Origin of the sequence: Bacillus sp. F56, from assembly GCF_001748205.1 — a bacterium.
Lineage (GTDB): Bacteria > Bacillota > Bacilli > Bacillales > Bacillaceae > Bacillus > Bacillus stercoris.
This window is the reverse complement of sequence record NZ_BDFC01000010.1, coordinates 21775-45081: the sequence shown is the minus strand read 5'-3', so window position 1 is coordinate 45081 and position 23307 is coordinate 21775. Positions and strand designations below refer to the sequence as shown.

Annotated in this window: 24 protein-coding genes and 1 pseudogene; 20 read left to right on the top strand and 5 right to left on the bottom strand. The window is 44.5% G+C overall.

Annotation, left to right across the window (positions count from 1 at the left end):
* Positions 1-23: 23 nt before the first annotated feature.
* Positions 24-827: an NAD kinase gene (locus tag BFW96_RS17210; RefSeq protein WP_040082141.1), complete on the bottom strand. Its 804-nt coding sequence runs from the start codon at positions 825-827 to the stop codon at positions 24-26.
* Between the two features lie 185 nt (positions 828-1012).
* Between BFW96_RS17210 and sppA the strand changes: the two genes are divergently transcribed.
* The 15 genes and pseudogenes from sppA to BFW96_RS17140 all read left to right on the top strand — a co-directional run bounded on the left by sppA (position 1013) and on the right by BFW96_RS17140 (position 13580).
* Positions 1013-2020 (top strand): signal peptide peptidase SppA, encoded by a 1008-nt coding sequence (gene sppA, locus BFW96_RS17205; RefSeq protein ID WP_014664984.1) that lies wholly within the window; start codon positions 1013-1015, stop codon positions 2018-2020.
* Positions 2021-2032: 12 nt separating this feature from the next.
* Positions 2033-2527, top strand: coding sequence for an RDD family protein (locus tag BFW96_RS17200; protein ID WP_014664983.1), 495 nt, complete (start codon positions 2033-2035; stop codon positions 2525-2527).
* A 74-nt stretch (positions 2528-2601) separates the two neighbouring features.
* A complete protein-coding gene (locus BFW96_RS17195; protein WP_069840121.1) occupies positions 2602-3282 on the top strand; it encodes a DUF2953 domain-containing protein in 681 nt (226 codons plus the stop codon).
* A gap of 13 nt (positions 3283-3295) precedes the next feature.
* Positions 3296-3751: a GerW family sporulation protein gene (ytfJ, locus tag BFW96_RS17190; RefSeq protein WP_003223504.1), complete on the top strand. Its 456-nt coding sequence runs from the start codon at positions 3296-3298 to the stop codon at positions 3749-3751.
* Between the two features lie 108 nt (positions 3752-3859).
* Positions 3860-4363 carry a thiol peroxidase gene (gene tpx / locus BFW96_RS17185; RefSeq protein ID WP_003223506.1) on the top strand — a complete coding sequence of 168 codons (504 nt, stop codon included), beginning with the start codon at positions 3860-3862 and terminating at the stop codon, positions 4361-4363.
* 59 nt (positions 4364-4422) lie between these two features.
* Positions 4423-5412 carry a class I SAM-dependent methyltransferase gene (locus BFW96_RS17180; protein WP_069840120.1) on the top strand — a complete coding sequence of 330 codons (990 nt, stop codon included), beginning with the start codon at positions 4423-4425 and terminating at the stop codon, positions 5410-5412.
* A pseudogene (locus BFW96_RS21575) lies at positions 5384-5586 on the top strand (hypothetical protein). Before BFW96_RS17180 ends, BFW96_RS21575 begins: the two are co-directional and overlap by 29 nt.
* Positions 5587-5757: 171 nt before the next feature.
* Positions 5758-6945 (top strand): acetate kinase, encoded by a 1188-nt coding sequence (locus tag BFW96_RS17175; RefSeq protein WP_003223511.1) that lies wholly within the window; start codon positions 5758-5760, stop codon positions 6943-6945.
* Between the two features lie 84 nt (positions 6946-7029).
* On the top strand, positions 7030-7542 hold the full coding sequence (locus tag BFW96_RS17170; RefSeq protein ID WP_003229354.1) for a MogA/MoaB family molybdenum cofactor biosynthesis protein: 513 nt from the start codon (positions 7030-7032) through the stop codon (positions 7540-7542).
* Between the two features lie 169 nt (positions 7543-7711).
* A complete protein-coding gene (locus tag BFW96_RS17165) occupies positions 7712-8923 on the top strand; it encodes an argininosuccinate synthase (protein ID WP_014664976.1) in 1212 nt (403 codons plus the stop codon).
* Positions 8920-10305: an argininosuccinate lyase gene (gene argH / locus BFW96_RS17160; RefSeq protein ID WP_014664975.1), complete on the top strand. Its 1386-nt coding sequence runs from the start codon at positions 8920-8922 to the stop codon at positions 10303-10305. Before BFW96_RS17165 ends, argH begins: the two co-directional genes overlap by 4 nt.
* A 64-nt stretch (positions 10306-10369) precedes the next feature.
* Positions 10370-10501 carry a hypothetical protein gene (locus BFW96_RS22030; RefSeq protein WP_041521399.1) on the top strand — a complete coding sequence of 44 codons (132 nt, stop codon included), beginning with the start codon at positions 10370-10372 and terminating at the stop codon, positions 10499-10501.
* Between the two features lie 126 nt (positions 10502-10627).
* A complete protein-coding gene (locus tag BFW96_RS17150) occupies positions 10628-11395 on the top strand; it encodes an SDR family oxidoreductase (RefSeq protein ID WP_069840119.1) in 768 nt (255 codons plus the stop codon).
* 62 nt (positions 11396-11457) lie between these two features.
* Positions 11458-12141: a metal-dependent hydrolase gene (locus tag BFW96_RS17145; protein ID WP_069840118.1), complete on the top strand. Its 684-nt coding sequence runs from the start codon at positions 11458-11460 to the stop codon at positions 12139-12141.
* Between the two features lie 119 nt (positions 12142-12260).
* The gene (locus BFW96_RS17140) at positions 12261-13580 is read left to right on the top strand and encodes a CBS domain-containing protein (protein ID WP_040082153.1); all 1320 of its coding nucleotides are present in this window, start codon (positions 12261-12263) and stop codon (positions 13578-13580) included.
* An 18-nt stretch (positions 13581-13598) separates the two neighbouring features.
* Here BFW96_RS17140 and BFW96_RS17135 read toward each other — a convergent pair whose 3' ends face one another.
* Positions 13599-13901: a YtpI family protein gene (locus BFW96_RS17135; protein WP_014664957.1), complete on the bottom strand. Its 303-nt coding sequence runs from the start codon at positions 13899-13901 to the stop codon at positions 13599-13601.
* A gap of 130 nt (positions 13902-14031) precedes the next feature.
* Between BFW96_RS17135 and nrnA the strand changes: the two genes are divergently transcribed.
* A complete protein-coding gene (gene nrnA, locus BFW96_RS17130) occupies positions 14032-14973 on the top strand; it encodes a bifunctional oligoribonuclease/PAP phosphatase NrnA (RefSeq protein ID WP_069840117.1) in 942 nt (313 codons plus the stop codon).
* A 17-nt stretch (positions 14974-14990) separates the two neighbouring features.
* On the opposite strand, the gene BFW96_RS17125 is transcribed toward nrnA, so the two are convergent.
* From BFW96_RS17125 to ytrH, 3 genes are all read right to left on the bottom strand, one after another.
* Positions 14991-15182, bottom strand: a complete 192-nt coding sequence (locus BFW96_RS17125) for a YtzJ family protein (RefSeq protein WP_003229407.1) — start codon at positions 15180-15182, stop codon at positions 14991-14993.
* 102 nt (positions 15183-15284) lie between these two features.
* Positions 15285-15788 carry a sporulation membrane protein YtrI gene (ytrI, locus tag BFW96_RS17120; RefSeq protein ID WP_003229408.1) on the bottom strand — a complete coding sequence of 168 codons (504 nt, stop codon included), beginning with the start codon at positions 15786-15788 and terminating at the stop codon, positions 15285-15287.
* Entirely contained in the window at positions 15785-16126 is a 342-nt protein-coding gene (gene ytrH, locus BFW96_RS17115; protein ID WP_003229410.1) for a sporulation membrane protein YtrH, read from the bottom strand. The genes ytrI and ytrH overlap by 4 nt, the downstream gene beginning before the upstream one ends.
* 139 nt (positions 16127-16265) lie before the next feature.
* Between ytrH and dnaE the strand changes: the two genes are divergently transcribed.
* The 4 genes from dnaE to accA all read left to right on the top strand — a co-directional run bounded on the left by dnaE (position 16266) and on the right by accA (position 23152).
* Complete coding sequence (dnaE, locus tag BFW96_RS17110; RefSeq protein ID WP_069840116.1) at positions 16266-19613, top strand: DNA polymerase III subunit alpha; 3348 nt, start codon at positions 16266-16268, stop codon at positions 19611-19613.
* A 137-nt stretch (positions 19614-19750) separates the two neighbouring features.
* Positions 19751-20983, top strand: coding sequence for an NADP-dependent malic enzyme (ystJ, locus tag BFW96_RS17105; protein WP_014664951.1), 1233 nt, complete (start codon positions 19751-19753; stop codon positions 20981-20983).
* A 334-nt stretch (positions 20984-21317) separates the two neighbouring features.
* A complete protein-coding gene (gene accD, locus BFW96_RS17100) occupies positions 21318-22190 on the top strand; it encodes an acetyl-CoA carboxylase, carboxyltransferase subunit beta (RefSeq protein WP_040082155.1) in 873 nt (290 codons plus the stop codon).
* The gene (gene accA / locus BFW96_RS17095) at positions 22175-23152 is read left to right on the top strand and encodes an acetyl-CoA carboxylase carboxyl transferase subunit alpha (protein WP_014664949.1); all 978 of its coding nucleotides are present in this window, start codon (positions 22175-22177) and stop codon (positions 23150-23152) included. The genes accD and accA overlap by 16 nt, the downstream gene beginning before the upstream one ends.
* Positions 23153-23307 lie beyond the last annotated feature (155 nt).

Genomic DNA, 23307 nt, shown 5'->3' with positions numbered 1-23307 from the left:
CAGCAGCCTGTCCTTTTAATTTTTTATAAAAAAGTACGCTTCACTTTTTCCCAAAATGAATTGTCCTTTAGTTTGACTGTTTTTATTTTTTTATTAGACAGTTTGATTTCGATCGTTTTCACATTTCTCGTGCTGAGTGCTTCATTGTCCAATCCGATGATTGGGTGTTCGTTGCCGTCTTGCACCACACGAAGGGTCAGCTTTCGGTCCGAGCTGAGGACAAATGGCGAGCCAAGTGTCCGGTAGGTGTTATTGTTAAGAGATGCAAGCTCTGATACCTGCATGCATGGAAGCAGCGGATCAACAACCGCTCCTGCAACAGACTTGTTATAGGCGGTGCTGCCTGTAGGCGTTGAGATAATCATCCCGTCACCTCTAAACGTTTCAAAGTGCAGATCGTCAATCAGCACGTCCATCACAAAGGTTTTAATGATGCTTGAACGGATGGATACCTCGTTTAAGCAGTGAAAAGGACTGGCATGATCCACTGTCACTTCAATCAGCGGATATTTTCTGACTTCAATTTGTTCAAACGTCATGGCATCGACCATTTTTTCTCGCTCATCACTATGAAAGTCGCAATATAAATGAGCTTTCCCCTTTTTGGTAATGCCGACGTACAAGCAGTCGTCGCGAAAATTCGTTTTTCTGACTGCCTGCAAAAATGTGCCGTCCCCGCCAATGCTGGCAATAATATTGGCATCTGAGTGCTGGTTCACAACGGTAAATCCATGCTCTTCAGCCAATTGTGTTAACGAGCGGGCTTGTTCGTTTGTTTCCTGGTCCTGTTTGTGAAAAAAATAAACATTACGGCGTTGTTCGGTCATATCCCATTTCCCCTTTGCTGTCATATTTAAGTTTTTCTGCCATCCAGTATTTGTGATAAAATACCTTTGGCCATAAGTGTACCACGTTTGCCGGCAGCCCGTTAAGCCGGAGCTTTCTCATGAAGTGAAACATTTTTCATATTGAATCGTATAATGAGAGAGTTTGGGAAAAAGGAGGAGAAAAAATGAATGCAAAAAGATGGATCGCATTAGTGATAGCTCTGGGGATTTTCGGCGTGTCTATTATCGTCAGCATCTCTATGAGTTTCTTTGAAAGCGTCAAAGGCGCTCAAACGGATCTTACATCATTGACGGATGAATCGCAGGAAAAGACGCTGGAAAACGGCAGTCTCTCAAGTAAAATTGCCGTATTAGAGGTCAGCGGCACCATCCAGGATAATGGGGACTCAAGCAGTCTGCTTGGTGCAGACGGATATAACCACAGAACGTTTTTAAAAAACCTTGAGCGCGCAAAAGATGACAAGACGGTCAAAGGCATTGTTCTGAAGGTGAATTCTCCGGGCGGCGGAGTGTATGAAAGTGCTGAAATACATAAGAAGCTGGAAGAAATCAAGAAAGAAACAAAAAAACCGATTTACGTATCAATGGGCTCGATGGCGGCATCCGGCGGCTATTACATCTCAACGGCGGCTGATAAGATTTTTGCGACACCGGAAACCCTGACCGGGTCACTCGGCGTCATTATGGAAAGCGTCAATTATTCAAAGCTTGCCGATAAGCTCGGCATTTCTTTTGAAACAATTAAGAGCGGGGCTCACAAGGACATTATGTCTCCTTCCCGTGAGATGACGAAAGAAGAAAAAAACATCATGCAATCGATGGTCGATAATTCGTATGAGGGCTTTGTTGATGTTATTTCAAAAGGCCGCGGCATGTCGAAAGCAGAGGTAAAGAAAATTGCGGACGGCCGCGTGTATGACGGGCGTCAGGCGAAAAAACTGAATCTCGTTGATGAGCTTGGTTTTTATGATGACACTATTTCGGCGATGAAAAAGGATCACAAGGATTTGAAAAACGCTTCTGTCATTTCTTATGAGGAAAGCTTCGGATTAGGCTCATTGTTTTCCATGGGCGCGAACAAAATGTTTAAAAGTGAAATTGATTTTTTAAATATGAGAGAAATGCTTTCGCAATCCGGTTCGCCGAGAATGATGTATCTCTATGCGAAGTAGGAGGGAACAATAATGGACGCGACATATGAAGAGTTAGAGCGCAATGACATCAAAGGCCCGCAAGAAGCGGAGCAGCTGACACATGCCTATGCCGGCTTTTGGGTCCGTTTCTGGGCTTTCCTGCTTGATTGGCTCGTGGTATGGGGATTAAACCATTTACTCGTTTCTCCCCTCTTTACCGTAATGGATCTGCCGAAATCATCCGGCATGTTTACCTTCTCGGCCTACAGTGTGACAACGCTTATTGTTTATCTTGCCTATTTCGCACTAATGACAAAATACTTTAGGCAGACGCTGGGTAAAATGGTGTTCGGCCTCAAAGTGGTTTCTGTGAAGCAAGATTGCAAGCTGACATGGAGTACAGTGATTTTTCGTGAAGTGGTTGGACGGTATATTGATAAGATTTGGATTTTATATATCGTTGTTGCTTTTTCACCTACAAAACAAGGAATTCATGATTACATCGCGGATACCACCGTGGTGCATGAAAAATTATACCGCAAATAACTGATAACCCGGACCTCTGTCCGGGTTTATTTTTTTAGGATTTGGCGATAATGCTCCTAGAGGAAGTGAAGAATATGGTGTATGCACTGACAGCCATTCTTATTCTCATAGGGGTCGTACTGCTTCTCAGAATGAAAATCCATGTTGCGCTGGAGTATCTTCATGCCGATGATAATGACAAATTGACATTGAAGATTACGGCGCTGTTTGGCCTGATAAGGATCAAAAAAACAATCCCAGCGATTAAGCTGAACAAAGAAGACGGAACAGTGGATATCAAACAAAAAACTGAATCTAAAATGAAAAAAAGCAGCGGAAAGAAGAAAATCACACAAAACGATGTGCAGCAAAGCATTAGTAAGATTGAAATGCTTTTGCATCAGGTCACCAGATTACGGAAAATAAGTGCCTCTTTTCTCGCGCATTTACATATCACAAAGCTGGAATGGATTACAGTTATCGGAATTCAGGACGCGGCAGTGACAGGTGTGATAACAGGTGCTGTATGGGGTGTGAAAGGCGGTATCGCAGCGATGCTCTACGACCATCTGGACCTTGTAAATAAACCTGTTTATGAGGTGATCCCGTCATTTCAAGTCCCGGTTTCCAAGACCCATTTTCAGTGTATATTCTTTTTTCGCTTTGGACATGCTATGCTTGCAGCTTTCAAATTCGTCAAATACGGACGGGAGCTATCCGTATTAAAGAAGAATCCGTCGGCTCGAATGACTTCAAAGAATGATTCATCAGTTTAAGGAGGAAGCGTATATGGCAGACCATCCCATCCAAGGTTTAATGAAAACCGCAATGGAAAACTTGAAGGAAATGATTGATGTTAACACCATCATCGGAGATCCAGTAGAAACGCCTGATGGAAGTGTGATTTTAACTGTTTCTAAAGTCGGATTCGGATTCGCCGCAGGCGGAAGCGAGTTTGGCGGAAAGCCAGCAGAAAAGAAATCGGAAGACGACGAGACAAGAGAACAGAAACTTCCTTTCGGAGGCGGAAGCGGGGGCGGTGTGTCCATTACGCCGATCGCGTTTTTAATTGTCGGATCGACAGGCATCAGAATGCTTCATTTAGATGAAAATACCCATTTAATAGAGAAAATTTTAGACGCAGCCCCTCAAACACTTGAACGCATTCAGCAAATGTTCAAGAAAAATAACAAGAACCAAGGCCAGGGCCAAAATCAAAACCAAATGAACAATATGAATTATTAAAAAAGGTTAACTGCGCCGGCCGCAGTTAACTTTTTTTTGGCATAAACTTTGCAGTTTGCAGGAAACTTTACTATGATAGAGACATACATACAAAAGGGAGGAATTATAATGGCTGAAATTACATTCAAAGGCGGTCCGGTTACACTTGTCGGACAAGAAGTGAAGGTAGGAGATCAAGCTCCTGATTTCACAGTGCTGACTAACAGCCTTGAAGAAAAATCGTTAGCTGACATGAAAGGAAAGGTAACGATTATTTCTGTTATCCCTTCAATTGATACAGGTGTTTGTGATGCACAAACACGCCGTTTTAACGAAGAAGCTGCAAAGCTTGGAGATGTCAACGTCTACACAATCAGTGCAGACCTTCCATTTGCACAAGCGCGCTGGTGCGGTGCTAACGGAATCGACAAAGTGGAAACACTGTCTGACCACAGAGATATGTCATTTGGCGAAGCGTTCGGTGTGTATATTAAAGAACTTCGTCTGCTTGCGCGTTCCGTATTTGTCCTTGATGAGAACGGAAAAGTCGTTTACGCTGAATATGTAAGCGAAGCAACAAACCACCCGAACTATGAAAAGCCAATTGAGGCTGCTAAGGCATTAGTGAAGTAAGCAGGGAAAAAAGCTCCAGGCTGCCGCCGGAGCTTTTTTCATGGCAAGGAGGAACACATATGCAAAAAGACCATGTAGGTGCGGTGTATGAGCTGTTAGACGAAGCCGCGATTATGATAAAGAATGAATTGCAGATTTCATATATAGAGGCCCTGGCCGAAGCAGGAGAAATGTATTTTCTTGAAAAAACAGATCAGCTGAAACTGCCTGCTGATCAGAAAACTAAACAGCTTCAGGCTCTGCTTGAAAAAGCGGAATTCGGCTCATATGAGCATGAGTGGGTGCGCAAAGCTTTTCAGCTTGCCGTCCTTAAAGGAATGAAGGATATCTCTCATCCGAACAGACAAATGACGCCGGATACGATCGGGCTTTTCATCAGCTATTTGGTGAATAAGTTTATGGCGGATAATAAGGAACTGACCGTTCTTGATCCAGCCTTGGGAACCGGAAACCTTCTGTTTACCGTGCTGAACCAGCTGTCTGAAAAAACGGCAACCAGCTTTGGCATTGAAATTGATGATGTGCTTTTGAAGATCGCGTACGCCCAAGCGAACCTTCTGAAAAAAGAGCTTGAGCTTTTCCATCAGGACAGCCTTGAGCCGTTGTTTATCGATCCAGTGGACACGGTCATTTGTGATTTGCCAGTCGGCTATTATCCAAATGACGAAGGAGCAGAAGCGTTTGAGCTCAAAGCTGACGAAGGCCATTCCTTCGCGCATCATCTGTTTATTGAACAGAGCGTCAAGCATACCAAACCGGGCGGCTACTTATTTTTTATGATTCCGAATCATTTGTTTGAGAGCTCCCAAAGCGGCAAGCTGAAACAGTTTTTAAAAGATAAGGTTCATATCAACGCGCTGTTGCAGCTGCCAAAATCTATTTTTAAAGACGAAGCTCATGCCAAAAGCATCCTTGTGCTTCAGAAACAAGGAGAGAAGACGAAAGCGCCGGGGCAAATTCTGCTTGCGAATCTTCCGTCTTTCTCCAATCAAAAGGCGATGCTTGATATGATGGCTCAATTTGATGATTGGTTTAAAAAAGAAAAGTAAGTGTTTTAAAAGCAGCTTAGGCAGCCGTATGAGGCCGATGCCTAAGCTGCTTTTATTTATGCTTTGGAAGACGGACTTGACGAATTGAAACCAGCTTTGAAACACAAAATACAGAGGGAAAAACCGCAAATTGTAAGCGTTCATCAATACAAAACCTATAGGGAATGTGTCTGAAAATAACGACTTCTTTTTGAAAGCGTTATCAATACGCAAGTTGACTTGAAAAGCCGACATGACAATGTTTAAATGGAAAAGTCAGATATTTTTCGGAGAAGATGTTGATATTCACCGGGAAAAAGTACGAAAAACGAAGTTGTTGATACAGAGTATAAAGGAGCGTCAATCATGTCCAAAATTATTGCAATTAACGCAGGAAGCTCGTCTTTGAAATTTCAGCTTTTCGAAATGCCTTCAGAAACCGTTTTAACGAAGGGTTTAGTTGAACGAATCGGTATCGCCGACAGCGTATTCACAATTTCTGTGAACGGCGAAAAAAATACAGAAGTAACTGATATTCCGGATCATGCGGTAGCTGTTAAAATGCTGCTGAATAAGTTAACGGAATTTGGCATTATTAAAGACTTGAATGAAATTGACGGAATTGGCCACCGTGTCGTTCACGGCGGAGAAAAATTCAGCGATTCTGTTTTATTAACGGATGAAACCATTAAGGAAATCGAAGATATTTCTGAATTGGCACCGCTTCACAACCCGGCAAATATCGTTGGAATTAAAGCGTTCAAAGAAGTGCTTCCAAATGTGCCTGCGGTAGCTGTTTTTGATACGGCATTCCACCAAACAATGCCTGAGCAGTCTTACCTTTACAGCCTGCCGTATGAATACTATGAAAAATTCGGCATCCGTAAATACGGCTTCCACGGCACTTCACATAAATATGTAACTGAGCGTGCGGCAGAGCTTCTTGGCCGTCCGTTAAAAGACTTGCGCCTGATTTCCTGCCACCTTGGAAACGGAGCAAGTATTGCTGCTGTTGAAGGCGGAAAATCAATTGATACTTCAATGGGCTTTACGCCGCTTGCCGGTGTTGCAATGGGTACGCGCTCTGGAAACATCGACCCTGCCCTGATCCCATACATCATGGAGAAAACAGGCCAAACGGCTGACGAAGTACTGAATACATTAAACAAAAAAAGCGGACTGCTCGGCATTTCCGGCTTCTCTAGCGATCTTCGTGACATCGTTGAAGCAACGAAAGAAGGAAATGAGCGCGCGGAAACGGCTCTTGAAGTATTCGCAAGCAGAATCCACAAATACATCGGTTCTTATGCTGCTAGAATGAGCGGTGTAGATGCGATCATCTTTACTGCCGGTATCGGTGAAAACAGTGTGGAAGTCAGAGAACGCGTTCTTCGCGGTTTAGAATTCATGGGCGTATACTGGGATCCTGCGCTTAATAACGTGCGCGGCGAGGAAGCTTTCATCAGCTATCCGCATTCTCCAGTAAAAGTCATGATCATTCCGACTGATGAAGAAGTCATGATTGCGCGCGACGTTGTTCGTTTAGCAAAATAAATCGCATGAAAGCACATTCTCTTGAATGTGCTTTTTTGTTGATGCATGATAGTGACAGACAGAAAACATAAAAGAGGTGGGCCAATGAGCGTTCAAGAGCATAAACAAGAAGCTCCCGATATCGTTCGGTGTAAAGTGATTACTGTCAGTGACACGAGGACAGAGGAAACCGATAAAAGCGGCAAGCTGATGATCTCATTTTTAGAAGAAGCCGGTCATCATATTGCTGCATATGAAATCGTAAAAGACGAAAAGGATGCTTTGCAGCGGTCAGTGCTTGCGGGCTGCATGGATGAACAGACAGACGCGGTGCTCTTAAACGGAGGGACAGGCATAGCAGATCGGGATGTCACAATTGAAGCCATAACGCCGCTGTTTTCGAAAGAGCTGCCCGGTTTTGGAGAAATATTCAGGATGCTGAGTTATACAGAGGATATCGGCTCTGCCGCAATCATGTCGAGAGCAACAGCCGGTGTCATTCAGCATACCGCTGTTTTCTCAACGCCAGGCTCAAGCGGTGCGGTTAAGCTGGCAATGAATAAGCTGATTATTCCCGAACTTGCACATGTGGTCAGAGAAATCAGAAAAGACAAGTAAATGAATAAATACTACGAAACTTCACCTGAAATTTAGGTGAAGTTTTTTTGATAAAAGGCTTGAAAAAACGAAACGTACTTGTTAAAGTGTATACATACAAAATGCATTTTTATTAAAAATAATTTATTTTTATACAAAATAGAAACACAGTTGAGAGGGGATTTTTATCATGTCAGAACAGAAAAAAGTCGTATTAGCATACTCAGGGGGCCTTGATACTTCCGTCGCAATAAAATGGCTTCAGGAGCAAGGATATAATGTCATCGCCTGCTGTCTGGATGTCGGTGAAGGCAAAGATTTGGCCTTTGTTCAGCAGAAAGCGCTTGAAGTCGGCGCGACAAACTCCTACGTGATCGATGCAAAAGAAGAATTTGCACAGGACTACGCGCTTATCTCTTTGCAGGCCCACACGATGTATGAAGGAAAATACCCGCTTGTTTCAGCATTATCTCGGCCGCTGATTGCGAAAAAGCTGGTTGAGATTGCGGAACAAGAAGATGCACAGGCGATTGCTCACGGATGCACGGGGAAAGGAAATGACCAGGTTCGTTTCGAAGTCTCCATTAAATCATTAAACCCTGACCTTGAAGTCATCGCGCCGGTTCGCGAATGGCAGTGGTCACGTGAAGAAGAAATTGAATATGCAGCAAGCCGCGGCATTCCGATTCCGATCAATCTTGACAGCCCGTATTCTATCGACCAAAACCTCTGGGGACGCGCGAATGAGTGCGGCATTTTAGAAGATCCATGGGCGGCGCCGCCAGAAGGTGCATACGATTTAACAGCTCCGCTGGAAAAAACGCCGGACACGCCGGAAGTGATTGAAATTGCATTTGAGCAAGGTGTGCCTGTCTCCATTGACGGCGTATCTTACACGCTTTCTGAACTGATTTTGAAACTGAATGAAATGGCAGGCGCACACGGTGTCGGACGTATCGACCACGTGGAAAACCGCCTTGTCGGCATTAAATCCCGGGAAGTATATGAATGCCCTGGTGCGATCACACTGATCAAAGCGCATAAAGAATTAGAAGATTTGACCCTGGTGAAAGAGGTTGCACACTTTAAACCGATCATCGAGCAAAAAATGTCAGAAATCATTTACAACGGCTTATGGTTCTCGCCGTTAAAAGACGCGCTGCACGCTTTCCTAAAAGAAACGCAAAAGCATGTCACAGGCATCGTCCGCGTGAAGCTGTTTAAAGGCCATGCAATCGTAGAAGGGCGTAAATCAGAATATTCTCTATATGATGAAAAACTTGCAACATATACAAAAGACGATGCGTTTGATCACCATGCGGCAATTGGCTTTATTGAGCTTTGGGGACTTCCGACAAAAGTGAACAGCATCGTGAAAAAGAAGGAGCAGATTAAAGCATGAAGAAGCTTTGGGGAGGCCGGTTTCAAAAAACACCGGAAAAATGGGTCGACGAGTTCGGCGCATCCATATCATTTGACCAAAATTTAGTCACTGAAGACATAACAGGGTCTCTCGCACATGCTGCCATGCTGAAAAAATGCGGTATCCTGACAGCGGAAGAAGAGCTGAAAATCCGCGAGGGACTGAATACCCTTTTGCAAAAAGCAGAAGAGGGAGCATTGGAATTCTCAGTCGATTATGAAGATATTCATTTGAACATAGAGAAAATGCTGATTGACGAAATCGGCCCGCTCGGAGGCAAGCTGCATACCGGCAGAAGCCGGAATGACCAGGTGGCGACTGACATGCATTTATACTTGAAGAATCATGTCGGCCACATCATCGAGCTGATTGAGGCATTCCAAAGTGCGCTGATTGAAAAGGCGGAAGCGAACGTTGAAACGATTCTGCCGGGCTACACACATCTGCAGCGCGCCCAGCCGATTTCATTCGCTCACCATCTGCTTGCGTATTTCTGGATGCTAGAGCGCGACAAGGAGCGTTTTCAGGATTCAATGAAGCGGATTAACAAATCTCCGCTCGGCTGCGGGGCGCTCGCGGGAACAACCTTCCCAATCGACCGTGATTATTCAGCCGAACTGCTCGGCTTTGATTCTATTTATGAAAACAGCTTGGATGGCGTCAGCGACAGAGACTTCATTTTGGAGTTTTTAAGCAACAGCAGTATGCTGATGATGCACCTATCCCGTTTCTCTGAAGAAATCATTTTATGGTGCTCGCAGGAGTTTAAATTCATCGAGCTTGACGATGCGTACGCAACAGGGAGCAGCATGATGCCGCAAAAGAAAAACCCTGATATGGCGGAGCTGATCCGTGGCAAGACAGGGCGCGTATACGGCGATATGATGGGGCTGTTTACGATTATGAAAGGACTTCCGCTTGCTTACAACAAAGATCTGCAGGAAGACAAAGAGGGCATGTTTGACACGGTGAAAACGGTGGAGGGCAGCCTGCAAATCTTCACAGGCATGATCCAAACAATGATTGTAAACAAAGACGTCATGAAGCAAGCGACAAAACAAGACTTTTCAAATGCGACGGAACTGGCCGATTATTTAGCCAAGAAAGGAATGCCGTTCAGAGAAGCGCATGAAGTGGTCGGAAAACTTGTGTACACCTGCATCGAAAGAGGAATCTATTTAAGCGATATGCCGTTTGGCGAGTTTCAGCAGGCGAGCACACTATTCGAAGAAGATATTTACACTGTGTTAGACCCTTACTACGCAGTTGAAAAAAGAATGAGCGCCGGGGGCACCGGATTCAAACAGGTGGAGCAAGCGCTTGAGAAAGCGAAAGCTTGCGTCGCAACAGGAGTTTGTTAAAATTTCCTTCATAAAATCCCGTCATTATAGCCAACCTACCTCTATAATGATGGGAGGCAGAATGATGAAAAAAGAAACGGAACGCTATATTTATGATGAACAAGAAAGCCAGGAGACAACAAGGCTCATTTCAGAAGCATATCAAAGCGGTTATGTCGATATGCCTGATCAAGAGTCTTCATCTTCTGCAGAATAAGCTGTCTATACAGGCAGCTTTTTTTGTATGCCAAAGTGTAAAAAGTGATATTGCAAGCCTTTTATAGTAAAGTAGAAGAAGAAACACTTTATTGAAAGCGGCGACGTTGCTTTGGGAGGTATTCATGTGCGACATGCTTTAATTACTGCCGGTTCGAAGGGTTTAGGCCGCAAAGTGACTGAAACGTTGCTTGCAAAGGGGTATTCAGTAACAGTCAATTACAGACAGGATGAGGAGGCAGTCAGCCGCCTGAAGAAAGCCTGTCCCGATTGTCTTGACCGGCTGCAATTTGTAAAAGGTGATGTCACCAAAAAAGAAGATCTGCTGCGTATTGCAGACACTGCCTTAAACCGCTTCGGAAGGATCGACTTTTTGATTAACAACGCGGGACCATACATATTTGAACGTAAAAAGTTAGCCGATTATACTGATGATGAATGGTACGGCATGCTGGAAGGAAATTTAAGCGCCGTTTTTCATTTATTCAAAGCGGTTATTCCTATTATGAGAAAACAGCAATTTGGGCGCATCATTACGTACGGATTCCAAGGTGCGGCTCACGCGCCAGGCTGGCTTCATCGCTCGGCATTTGGCGCTGCGAAAGTGGGCTTGGCTTCTTTGACGAAGACAATCGCCATTGAAGAAGCCGAATTCGGCATAACCGCCAACATGGTTTGCCCGGGAGACATTGTCGGCGACATGAAAGAAGCATCGATAGAGGAAGCCAGAATGAGAATCGGCAAAGAAAAAACGCCGATAGGAAGGTCCGGAACAGGCGAGGATATCGCCCGGATTATCGCTTTCTTGTGTGAGGAGAACTCAGACCTTGTGACTGGGACTGTCATTGAAGCCACCGGAGGCCTCAATGTCATTAACAAGAATCAAACAACATAAGTTTTTCAGCTTTTGAAAAAGGGAAAATAAAAAAATCAAAATCACGTGACGAGGTGAAAGAAATGAAAGTGACATATCACGGACATTCTGTAATTACAGTGGAAACGAAGGACCATCATATTATATTTGATCCGTTTTTAACAGGGAATTCGTTAACGGATATCAAGCCGGAGGATGTAAAAGCGGATGTCATCTTATTAACGCACGGCCACAATGACCATGTCGGTGATACTGAACAAATCGCCAAGCAAAATAACGCGCTGGTCATAGCACCGAACGAGCTCGCTGTGTACTTAGGCTGGAAAGGCTTGAATGTTCATCCGATGCACATCGGGGGCTCCCGCCAGTTCGATTTTGGAAAAGTGAAGCTCACACAAGCCTTTCATGGATCAGCCATCACAGATGAAGAAAACAAAACGATCACTTACACAGGCATGCCAGCCGGTATTTTGCTGACTGTAGAAGGTAAAACGATTTTCCATGCGGGTGATACGGCTCTTTTCTCTGATATGAAACTCATTGGCGAGTTGAATCATATTGATCTTGCTTTCCTGCCGATTGGCGATAACTTTACGATGGGGCCTGAGGACGCCAAGCTTGCCGCTGAATGGCTGCGCGCAAAACAGGTCGTGCCGGTGCATTACAATACATTCCCGGTCATCGAGCAAGACCCAGAAGCATTCGCTGACAGCCTTCCGGGCGGAGTCGGCAAAGTCATGGCGGTCGGTGAGACGATCGAGCTTTAAACGATGAAACCATCTCCTGATTTATCAGGAGGTGGTTTTTTATTTTCCAGCCTCATTGCGTATAAATCCTTTGAAACCTTATAATAAAAACAAGAAGACTGTCCTTAGAGGTGAAAGGCTTGGCAACGAAGCATGAACAAATTTTAACGTATATCGATTCACTGCCTGTCGGCGAAAAAATTTCTGTGCGAAGAATTGCAAAGGAAATGAAAGTAAGCGAAGGAACCGCGTACAGAGCGATCAAGGAAGCAGAGAATAAAGGGTTTGTCAGCACGATTGAACGTGTGGGCACAATCAGAATTGAACAAAAGAAAAAAGAGAACATTGAAAAGCTTACCTATGCAGAGGTTGTAAATGTTATAGACGGACAAGTGCTCGGAGGCCGGGCGGGGCTCCATAAGACATTGAATAAATTCGTCATCGGCGCGATGGAACTGGACGCGATGATGCGTTATACCGCAGCGGGGAATCTTTTGATTGTCGGAAACAGAATCAATGCACACAGGCAGGCGCTTGAAGCGGGCGCGGCCGTATTGGTGACTGGGGGCTTTAACACGGATGAAAGCATTGTACAGCTGGCAGATGAGCTTGAACTGCCGATTTTATCCACGAGCTATGACACCTTTACAGTCGCTGCGATGATTAACAGGGCGATTTATGACCAGCTGATCAAAAAAGAAATTGTTTTGGTGGAGGACATCCTAACACCCGCTGACCGCACGGTATATCTTTCGCCTAAGGATAAACTTGAAAAATGGTATGAGAAAAATTTTGAAACGGGCCACGGCCGCTTCCCGGTTGTCGACGATCAAATGAAAATCCACGGCATTCTGACATCAAAAGATATTGCCGGCCATGACCGAAATGCATCCATAGAAAAAGTCATGACCAAAAATCCCGTTACGGTGATTGGGAAAACATCTGTCGCCTCAGCGGCGCAAATGATGGTATGGGAAGGAATCGAAGTGCTTCCCGTCACTGACGGCCACCAAAAACTGATCGGGATGATCAGCCGCCAAGATGTGTTGAAAGCCCTTCAAATGATTCAAAAGCAGCCGCAGGTCGGGGAGAAGCTTGATGATATTGTTTCAAGAGGGTTTAAAGACGAGGGTGATGATAAAGAGGATCAAACGGTTTACGAGTATGAAGTCACGCCGCAAATGACAAATCAGCTTGGAACCATTTCATATGGTGTATTTACAACCATATTGACGCAGGCGGCAAACCGATTTTTGCGCTCGAAAAAACGCGGCGAACTCGTAATCGAGAGCATCACCATTTTCTTTTTGAAGCCTGTGCAGATGGAATCGGTCATCGAAGTCAAACCGCGTATCTTGGAGGCCGGCAGAAAGTTCGGGAAAATGGAAGTGGAAGTGCACAGCCAAGGCCATATCGTGTCGAAAGCGATGCTGATGGTTCAGCTGATGGAAAGAAGCTAAGGGACGTTCAGGCGCCCCTTACGCGTGATCTCTTTCAGCTTCTTTGGCGTGAAGGGGATTGTAATGCCTGTAGGCTTTATAACCTGCCCAAGCGCTTCCTGCTCCTATGACGATAAAGATACCGCCGATTACTAACGTTAATACTGAATGGAATAATATCATTTGGTTGAGCCCGTAGAACAGGACTAGTGACCCTAAGGCCATGCTTGATTTTGCTGAATAGATTTCCTTTGCCAAAGATGGCTTTGCCCGTACGCCTTTTACTTTATAGTACACATAAAAGCAGGCTGAAAGCCCAATCAAAAAAACAAGAACCAGCATAAATGAAATCCTCCATCGTAAAAGTTTACAAACCCATTCTATACAAAAACGGGCTTGGTTTTGACGTTATTTTTCTTTTCCGTCGGCAGAGAATGTGATTTAATGAATAAAAACAATAAAGGAGAATCAAATGAAAACAGAACTAATCAGAACCATATCATTATATGACACGATTATCTTACATAGACATGTGCGTCCTGATCCGGATGCCTACGGATCACAGTGCGGGCTTACGGAAATCTTGCGTGAAACATATCCTGAAAAAAATATTTTTGCGGTAGGCACGCCTGAACCGTCCCTTTCTTTCTTATATTCCCTTGATGAGGTGGACAATGAAACATATGAAGGCGCACTTGTCATTGTCTGCGATACGGCAAATCAGGAAAGAATCGACGATCAGCGTTATCCTTCAGGCGCCAAATTGATGAAAATCGACCACCATCCGAACGAAGATCCATACGGTGACCTTCTTTGGGTCGATACAAGCGCCAGCTCAGTAAGTGAAATGATTTACGAGCTGTATTTAGAAGGAAAAGAGCACGGCTGGAAGCTGAATACGAAAGCGGCAGAGCTGATCTATGCCGGCATTGTCGGAGATACCGGACGCTTTTTATTTCCGAATACCACGGAAAAAACATTAAAATATGCAGGCGAGCTCATTCAGTATCCATTCTCTTCCTCAGAGTTGTTTAATCAATTGTATGAAACAAAACTGAATGTGGTGAAGCTTAACGGCTTTATCTTTCAAAATGTGTCTTTGTCTGAAAACGGCGCCGCTTCTGTTTTCATCAAAAAGGATACGCTTGGAAAATTCGGCACAACAGCTTCTGAAGCGTCGCAGCTTGTCGGGACGCTTGGCAATATCTCAGGTATCCGCGCTTGGGTGTTTTTCGTAGAAGAAGACGATCAAATCAGAGTCAGATTCCGTTCGAAGGGGCCTGTCATTAACGGACTTGCCCGCAAATATAACGGCGGAGGGCATCCGTTTGCTGCCGGCGCCTCTATTTACAGCTGGGATGAAGCCGATCGGATTTTAGCTGATCTGGAAACATTATGTAAAGAACACGAGTAGAGGGGAGACCCTCTCTCTTAGTGTTCATCTGTGACGGGGATGAACCAGCAGCCGAAATCAGTAAGGTCCTCGTAGACTTGGAGATTGTGAGATTGAAGTTCTTTTTTAATGAGGGAAGCGAGTGAGTTTGTTTCGGCATATGCAGAAAAACCTTGTCTGAGACGGGCTGCTTGATCTTTTGCTAACTGACGGTCACTGTAAACCTCCATTTCCCTTTCCTCCTTCCTTTCGCCATTAAGCCTCACATATAGTTTATAAAAAAGAATGGGAAAAAGCGACAGAAGTTTGGAGAATTTAAAAAAAATCCATAATTATGTGGCGAATGATATTTCAAGTTCTACTGTCAGCCTCGTATAAATAATCAATTCTCTGACGGTTGCCTCGTATTTTTTTTCATTGATCATATAGACTTTATTTTCAATTGTCCGTTTCAAAAGATCCTTTGTTTGATAGACGCTTTCTATGTCTTTTGTAATGACCTCTGAAATATCATCCTTTACATGCTCCTCGAATTTCGTTTTATCCGGCTGCGATATTTTATATTTATCTCCATTCAGCAACTTAACGCTGACGCTTTGAATCAGCAGTTTTCTTTTATTATCTTCATTCAGTTTATGGAGGTCTTCCTGATAGATCGAAATTTGATTGTTCAAGTCTTTTACATGCTCTTTTTGTTTTTCGATGAGGCTGACCTGCTCCTCTTGAAATGTTCCGTAAGTAAACAGGAAAAAGAACCAGCTGATTACGGCTCCGCACATCATTCCCGCGAAAAAACGCTGCCACCCCGGTTTTTTGTAATGCTGTGGAACCCTCATGAAGAAAGATGCTCCTGGGTCAGCCATGATATAATGAGCCAGCCGCTTTGCGCGCCTCCCATGGCTGAAATAATCAAAAGAAGCTGCTTAAAGATATCTCTCGTATTGCCTTCGAGTATGCCGCGTTCAAAGCTGTATACCGCATCAAAGGTGCCTCCGATAGCTGCAACAAGCGCCCAAATTTTTAACCGGTTCGCAAGCTTTGTAATGGCTGTAAGCGGGGGTTCGCCCGCTAAATATGCTCCGAGCCCTCCGATGAGTGCGCCCCCGATCAGCACCCCTAACGCAATGAAGTAGCTATTGATAAAATTCACCATAAATCCTGCTTCCTGATCCATCTTTATCACCTCACCTTTTATATCATATTGAGCTTTCAGGACAAGTATGATGATGAGTCAAAAAAGAACATTTGTTTCTTTTGGAAACCGGCCTTATAATGAAGAAAGAAATGGATCGTAATGAGAAAGAGGTGATAGCATGTCTTTTGTTCACCTGCAAGTACATAGCGGGTACAGCCTGCTAAACAGCGCCGCGGCTGTGGAAGAGCTCGTCAGTGAAGCTGACAGGCTCGGATATGCGTCTTTGGCGCTGACAGATGATCATGTCATGTACGGAGCTATTCAATTTTATAAAGCTTGCAAGGCGAGAGGGATTAACCCGATAATCGGTTTGACAGCTTCTGTTTTTACAGATGACAGCGAGCTCGAGGCCTACCCGCTCGTCCTGCTGGCAAAATCAAATACAGGCTATCAAAACCTGCTGAAAATCAGCAGCGTTCTGCAATCTAAATCAAAAGGCGGGCTGAAGCCGAAATGGCTTCACAGTTATCGAGAAGGCATTATCGCAATAACGCCCGGCGAAAAAGGATATATTGAGACGCTTCTTGAAGGAGGGCTGTTCGAACAGGCCGCTCAAGCTTCGCTGGAGTTTCAGTCTATATTCGGAAAGGGAGCCTTTTATTTCTCCTATCAGCCTTTTAAAGGGAATCAAATCTTGTCTGAACAGATTCTAAAGCTGTCAGAAGAAACGGGTATCCCTGTTACGGCCACAGGCGACGTGCACTATATAAGGAAGGAAGATAAGGCTGCCTACCGTTGTCTGAAAGCGATTAAAGCGGGGGAAAAACTGACGGATGCACCTGCTGAAGTTCTGCCTGATCTCGATTTGAAACCAATTGAAGAAATGCAAAGCATTTATCGAGAGCATCCTGAGGCATTGCAAGCTTCTGTGGAGATCGCGGAACAATGCCGGGTTGACGTCAGTCTCGGGCAGACCCGTCTGCCGTCTTTTCCGACCCCAGACGGAACGTCCGCTGATGATTATTTAACGGATATCTGTATGGAGGGACTCCGCAGCCGTTTCGGCACGCCTGATGAACGATACCTTCGCCGTCTTCAATATGAGCTTGATGTCATCAAGCGGATGAAGTTCAGCGATTACTTTCTGATCGTGTGGGATTTTATGAAGCACGCCCATGAAAAAGGGATTGTTACAGGACCGGGACGGGGTTCTGCGGCTGGCTCTCTTGTGGCATATGTGCTGTATATAACAGATGTAGACCCGATTAAGCATCACCTTCTGTTTGAGAGATTTTTAAATCCCGAACGCATCAGCATGCCGGATATTGATATTGATTTTCCCGATACAAGAAGGGATGAAGTCATTCAATATGTTCAGCAGAAATACGGTGCGATGCACGTCGCACAGATTATCACCTTTGGAACACTTGCGGCAAAGGCGGCGCTTCGGGACGTCGGCAGAGTATTTGGCGTCAGCCCGAAGGAGGCAGATCAGCTTGCAAAACTCATTCCTTCAAGACCGGGCATGACGCTGGATGAAGCGAGACAGCAGTCACCGCAGCTGGATAAACGGCTTCGGGAGTCAAGCCTGCTTCAGCAAGTCTATACAATTGCCCGAAAAATAGAAGGGCTGCCAAGGCATGCATCCACCCACGCAGCAGGCGTTGTCCTGAGTGAAGAACCATTAACAGATGTTGTTCCGCTTCAGGAAGGGCATGAAGGGATCTATTTAACGCAATATGCGATGGATCATCTTGAAGACTTGGGCCTTTTAAAAATGGATTTCTTAGGCTTGAGGAATCTGACGCTGATTGAATCCATCACTTCAATGATTGAAAAAGAAGAAAACATCAAAATAGATCTTTCAAGTATTTCCTACAGCGATGATAAAACGTTCTCCTTGCTGTCCAAAGGGGATACGACAGGGATTTTCCAGCTCGAATCTGCAGGGATGAGAAGCGTCCTGAAGCGGCTAAAACCTTCAGGCCTCGAGGATATTGTGGCGGTCAATGCGCTGTACCGGCCCGGTCCGATGGAAAATATTCCGTTATTTATTGACCGTAAACACGGCCGGGCGCCTGTCCATTATCCTCATGAGGATTTAAGGAGCATTTTGGAAGATACATATGGCGTTATAGTGTATCAGGAACAAATTATGATGATTGCTTCCCGCATGGCGGGGTTTTCTTTAGGCGAAGCAGACCTATTGAGAAGGGCGGTCAGCAAAAAGAAAAAAGAAATCTTAGACAGAGAGCGAAGCCATTTTGTTGAAGGGTGCTTAAAAAAGGAGTATTCTGTAGACACTGCAAATGAAGTCTACGATTTAATCGTCAAATTCGCAAACTATGGTTTTAACCGAAGCCATGCGGTGGCATACAGCATGATCGGGTGCCAGCTTGCGTATTTGAAAGCTCATTATCCGTTATATTTTATGTGCGGATTGCTGACAAGCGTCATTGGCAATGAGGATAAAATTTCTCAATATCTTTACGAAGCAAAGGGGAGCGGGATTCGTATCCTTCCTCCGTCAGTGAATAAAAGCAGTTTTCCGTTTACAGTTGAAGACGGATCTGTCAGGTACAGCCTCCGCGCCATAAAAAGTGTAGGCGTCTCAGCAGTCAAAGATATATATAAAGCAAGGAAAGAGAAACCATTTGAAGATCTTTTTGATTTCTGCTTTCGCGTGCCGTCAAAAAGCGTAAATCGCAAAGTGCTTGAAGCACTTATTTTTTCTGGTGCGATGGACGAATTTGGCCAAAACCGGGCCACGCTGCTCGCATCCATTGATGTTGCTTTGGAACATGCTGAGCTATTCGCCGCGGACGATGACCAAATGGGATTGTTTTTAGAGGAATCGTTTTCAATTAAGCCGAAGTATGTGGAAACGGAAGAGCTTCCGCTAGTGGATTTACTTGCATTTGAAAAGGAAACGCTCGGCATTTATTTTTCAAATCATCCGCTCTCCGCCTTCCGAAAACAGCTCGCTGCGCACGGAGCAGTCTCCATTCTGCAGGCTCAGCGGACAGTCAAAAGGCAGCTTTCGCTAGGCGTTTTGCTGTCGAAAATCAAAACGATTCGGACGAAAACAGGTCAAAACATGGCGTTTTTAACGCTCAGTGATGAAACCGGCGAGATGGAAGCCGTAGTCTTCCCTGAACAATTCAGACAGCTTTCACCCGTTTTAAGAGAAGGCGCTCTTTTGTTCACAGCGGGGAAATGCGAAGTAAGACAAGATAAGATCCAATTCATCATGTCCCGGGCAGAATTATTAGAAAATATGGATGCAGAAAAAGCGCCATCGGTTTATATAAAAATAGAAAGCAGTCAGCATAGCCAGGAGATCCTGGCGAAGATTAAGCGCATTTTGCTGGAGCATAAAGGGGAAACAGGCGTTTATCTCTATTATGAAAGGCAGAAACAGACGATTAAGCTTCCTGAGTCGTTTCATATCAATGCGGATCACCAGGTGTTATATCGCTTAAAAGAGCTGTTGGGTCAAAAAAACGTCGTTTTAAAACAGTGGTAACGAGTCACTTTTTGTTATACAATTGGAGCAATTATGTGATCCTGTTTAAATATTCAGATAGATTTTACTCCGCAGAATGCAGCAAACAACGCAGCAGTATACGAATCAAAAAATATCCATAAGGAGTGTTTAAGAGAATGTCATTAAGAGAAGAAGCATTACACCTGCATAAAGTCAACCAGGGGAAACTGGAGTCTAAATCAAAAGTAGAGGTCAGAAACGCGAAAGATTTAAGCCTCGCGTATTCTCCGGGTGTTGCAGAACCGTGTAAGGATATTCATGAAGACATTAACAAAGTATATGATTATACAATGAAGGGGAACATGGTAGCAGTTGTAACTGACGGTACAGCTGTGCTTGGCCTTGGAAACATCGGCCCTGAAGCCGCGCTTCCTGTTATGGAAGGAAAAGCCGTTCTATTCAAAAGCTTTGCGGGCGTAGATGCGTTTCCGATTGCTTTAAACACAAACGATGTTGATAAAATCGTAGAAACTGTTAAATTGCTTGAGCCGACATTTGGCGGCGTCAACCTTGAAGACATTGCAGCGCCAAACTGCTTTATCATTGAAGAGCGCCTCAAAAAAGAAACAAACATCCCTGTTTTCCATGATGATCAGCACGGTACAGCCATTGTAACGGTAGCAGGTCTTGTAAACGCACTGAAACTGTCTGGAAAATCAATGTCATCCATTAAGGTTGTCGCAAACGGCGCGGGTGCGGCCGGCATTGCGATTATCAAGCTTCTTCACCATTACGGCGTTCGTGACATTGTAATGTGCGATTCTAAAGGGGCCATTTATGAAGGGCGCCCGAACGGCATGAACGATGTCAAAAACGAAGTGGCGAAATTCACGAACCAAGACCGTAAAGACGGTTCTCTGAAAGATGTCATCGTTGATGCTGACGTATTTATCGGTGTCTCTGTAGCGGGTGCGTTAACAAAAGAAATGGTTCAAAGCATGGCAAAAGACCCGATTATCTTTGCAATGGCAAATCCAAATCCGGAAATCATGCCGGAAGATGCGCGTGAAGCCGGCGCAAGCGTTATCGGAACAGGACGTTCTGACTTCCCGAACCAAGTAAACAATGTCCTTGCATTCCCTGGTATTTTCCGCGGAGCGCTTGACGTGCGTGCCACTCACATTAACGAAGAAATGAAAATCGCAGCGGTTGAAGCCATTGCTTCACTGGTTTCAGAAGATGAGCTTAGCGCAGACTATGTCATCCCTGCACCGTTTGATAAACGTGTTGCGCCTGCTGTTGCGAAGGCTGTGGCAAAAGCTGCGATGGAAACAGGTGTTGCAAGAATCACTGTTGACCCTGAGGAAGTCGCAGAAAAAACAAGAAAACTTACGATTATTGGCGAATAATTTTAATTCGTTCCAAAAATGGCAGCGCGTTGGCGGAGACCAGCGCGCTGTTCTCAAGTTAAACTGTCGGCTGAAATTTTTTTAGGGGGTTGGCCTTAAAAAAATTTCAGCCGGGTTTAACATTATTTTTGAATACGCTGTCAACCTTGTCGTTTCAACACCTTATCTGATTTCATCCCAGCCTTTCCGAGCACGTCATCGAATAAAAAGTTGTCGAATTGAGGATGACAGCGTTTGACAAAAAAAGTACAATAGTTTCGGTAAAGTTATTAGCAAGTCTATCTGTTTGATGACATGCGGTGAAGAGAACCCTTCACAAAAGGGAGGTAATCATTTGTTAAAGGATATATTCACGAAAAAGAAAAAGTATGCTTCCGTACCATCTGATCAAGCGAAGCACGATGTTCCGGAAGGCATTATGACAAAATGTCCTAAGTGTAAAAAAATCATGCTCACTAAAGAGTTGGATAAAAATATGCGGGTATGCATGAACTGCGATTATCATTTCCCAATGAACGCAAAACAGCGTATCGAAAGCTTGATGGATGAACAATCCTTTGAGGAATTCAACCAGGGAATGCTGTCGGAAAATCCGCTTGGTTTCCCGGGATATCTGGAAAAGCTTGAAAAAGATCGCGAGAAAACATCCTTAAACGAGGCTGTTGTGACAGGTAAGGGCACCATCGGAGGACACCCGGCTGTTGTCGCCGTCATGGATTCTTCATTCAGAATGGGCAGCATGGGTTCAGTCGTCGGTGAAAAAATCACGCTTGCGATTGAAAAAGCAAAAGCTGATAAAGTTCCGTTTATTATTTTTACGGCTTCAGGCGGTGCTAGAATGCAGGAAGGCATATTAAGTTTGATGCAGATGGCTAAGACAAGCTCTGCGTTAAAACTGTTCAGTGATGAACAGGGCCTTATCATTTCAGTGATGACTCATCCGACTACTGGGGGCGTATCAGCAAGCTTTGCATCTCTTGGCGATTACAATTTCGCTGAGCCTGGCGCGCTGATCGGTTTTGCCGGAAGACGGATTATTGAACAGACAATAGGAGAAAAACTGCCTGAGGACTTTCAAACGGCTGAATTTTTATTAAAACATGGACAGCTTGATGCGGTTATTCATCGCGACGATATGAAAAAAACGTTAGAAAATCTGCTGGATATGCATCAAACAGGAGGTGACATTGAGTGGCTCCAAGATTAGAATTTGAAAAACCGGTGATCGAACTGCAAAACAAAATCACCGAACTAAAAAAATTCACCCAAGATTCCGATATGGATCTAAGTGCGGAAATTGAACGGCTGGAAGACCGTCTCGCTAAGCTTCAGGATGATATTTACAAAAATCTGAAACCATGGGACCGGGTCCAAATCGCACGTCTGGCTGACCGTCCGACAACGCTTGATTATATCGAACACCTGTTTACTGACTTTTTTGAATGTCATGGAGACAGAGCATACGGTGACGATGAAGCCATTGTCGGCGGGATTGCGAAGTTCCACGGCCTTCCTGTAACGGTAATCGGGCATCAGCGCGGGAAAGATACGAAGGAGAACCTTGTCCGCAATTTTGGGATGCCGCATCCTGAAGGCTACAGAAAAGCGCTGCGTCTGATGAAACAGGCTGACAAATTTAATAGACCGATTATCTGTTTTATTGATACGAAGGGGGCATACCCTGGACGAGCAGCGGAAGAAAGAGGACAAAGCGAAGCCATTGCCAAAAACCTATTTGAGATGGCCGGCCTCCGAGTACCTGTTATCTGCATCGTCATTGGTGAAGGCGGAAGCGGCGGAGCCCTTGGTCTGGGTGTAGGCAACCACTTGCATATGCTGGAAAACTCTACTTATTCTGTTATTTCTCCAGAAGGTGCCGCGGCACTTTTATGGAAGGACTCCAGTCTTGCTAAAAAAGCAGCAGAAACCATGAAAATCACTGCGCCGGATTTAAAAGAATTAGGTATTATAGATCATATGATTAAAGAAGTAAAAGGCGGAGCGCATCACGATGTAAAGCTGCAGGCAAGTTATATGGACGAAACCCTTAAACAATCGTTAAAAACTTTGTTGAAGCTGAGCGAAGAAGAATTAATTCAGCAGCGCTATGAAAAATATAAAGCGATTGGCAAAGTCTCGGTTGAAGATCAATATATCGGGGTAAACTAAATAAACGTGAAGCCTTTGGCTCACGTTTATTTTTTGTGACATTCCTTAAATTTTATTTAAAAACGATTTATTTAATTGTATAATAGGTAAGGTTTCATAGGGAGGATGGAGATCCCTTTTCATTGTTTTTAGGGCAATGATCATGTTATGTTTAA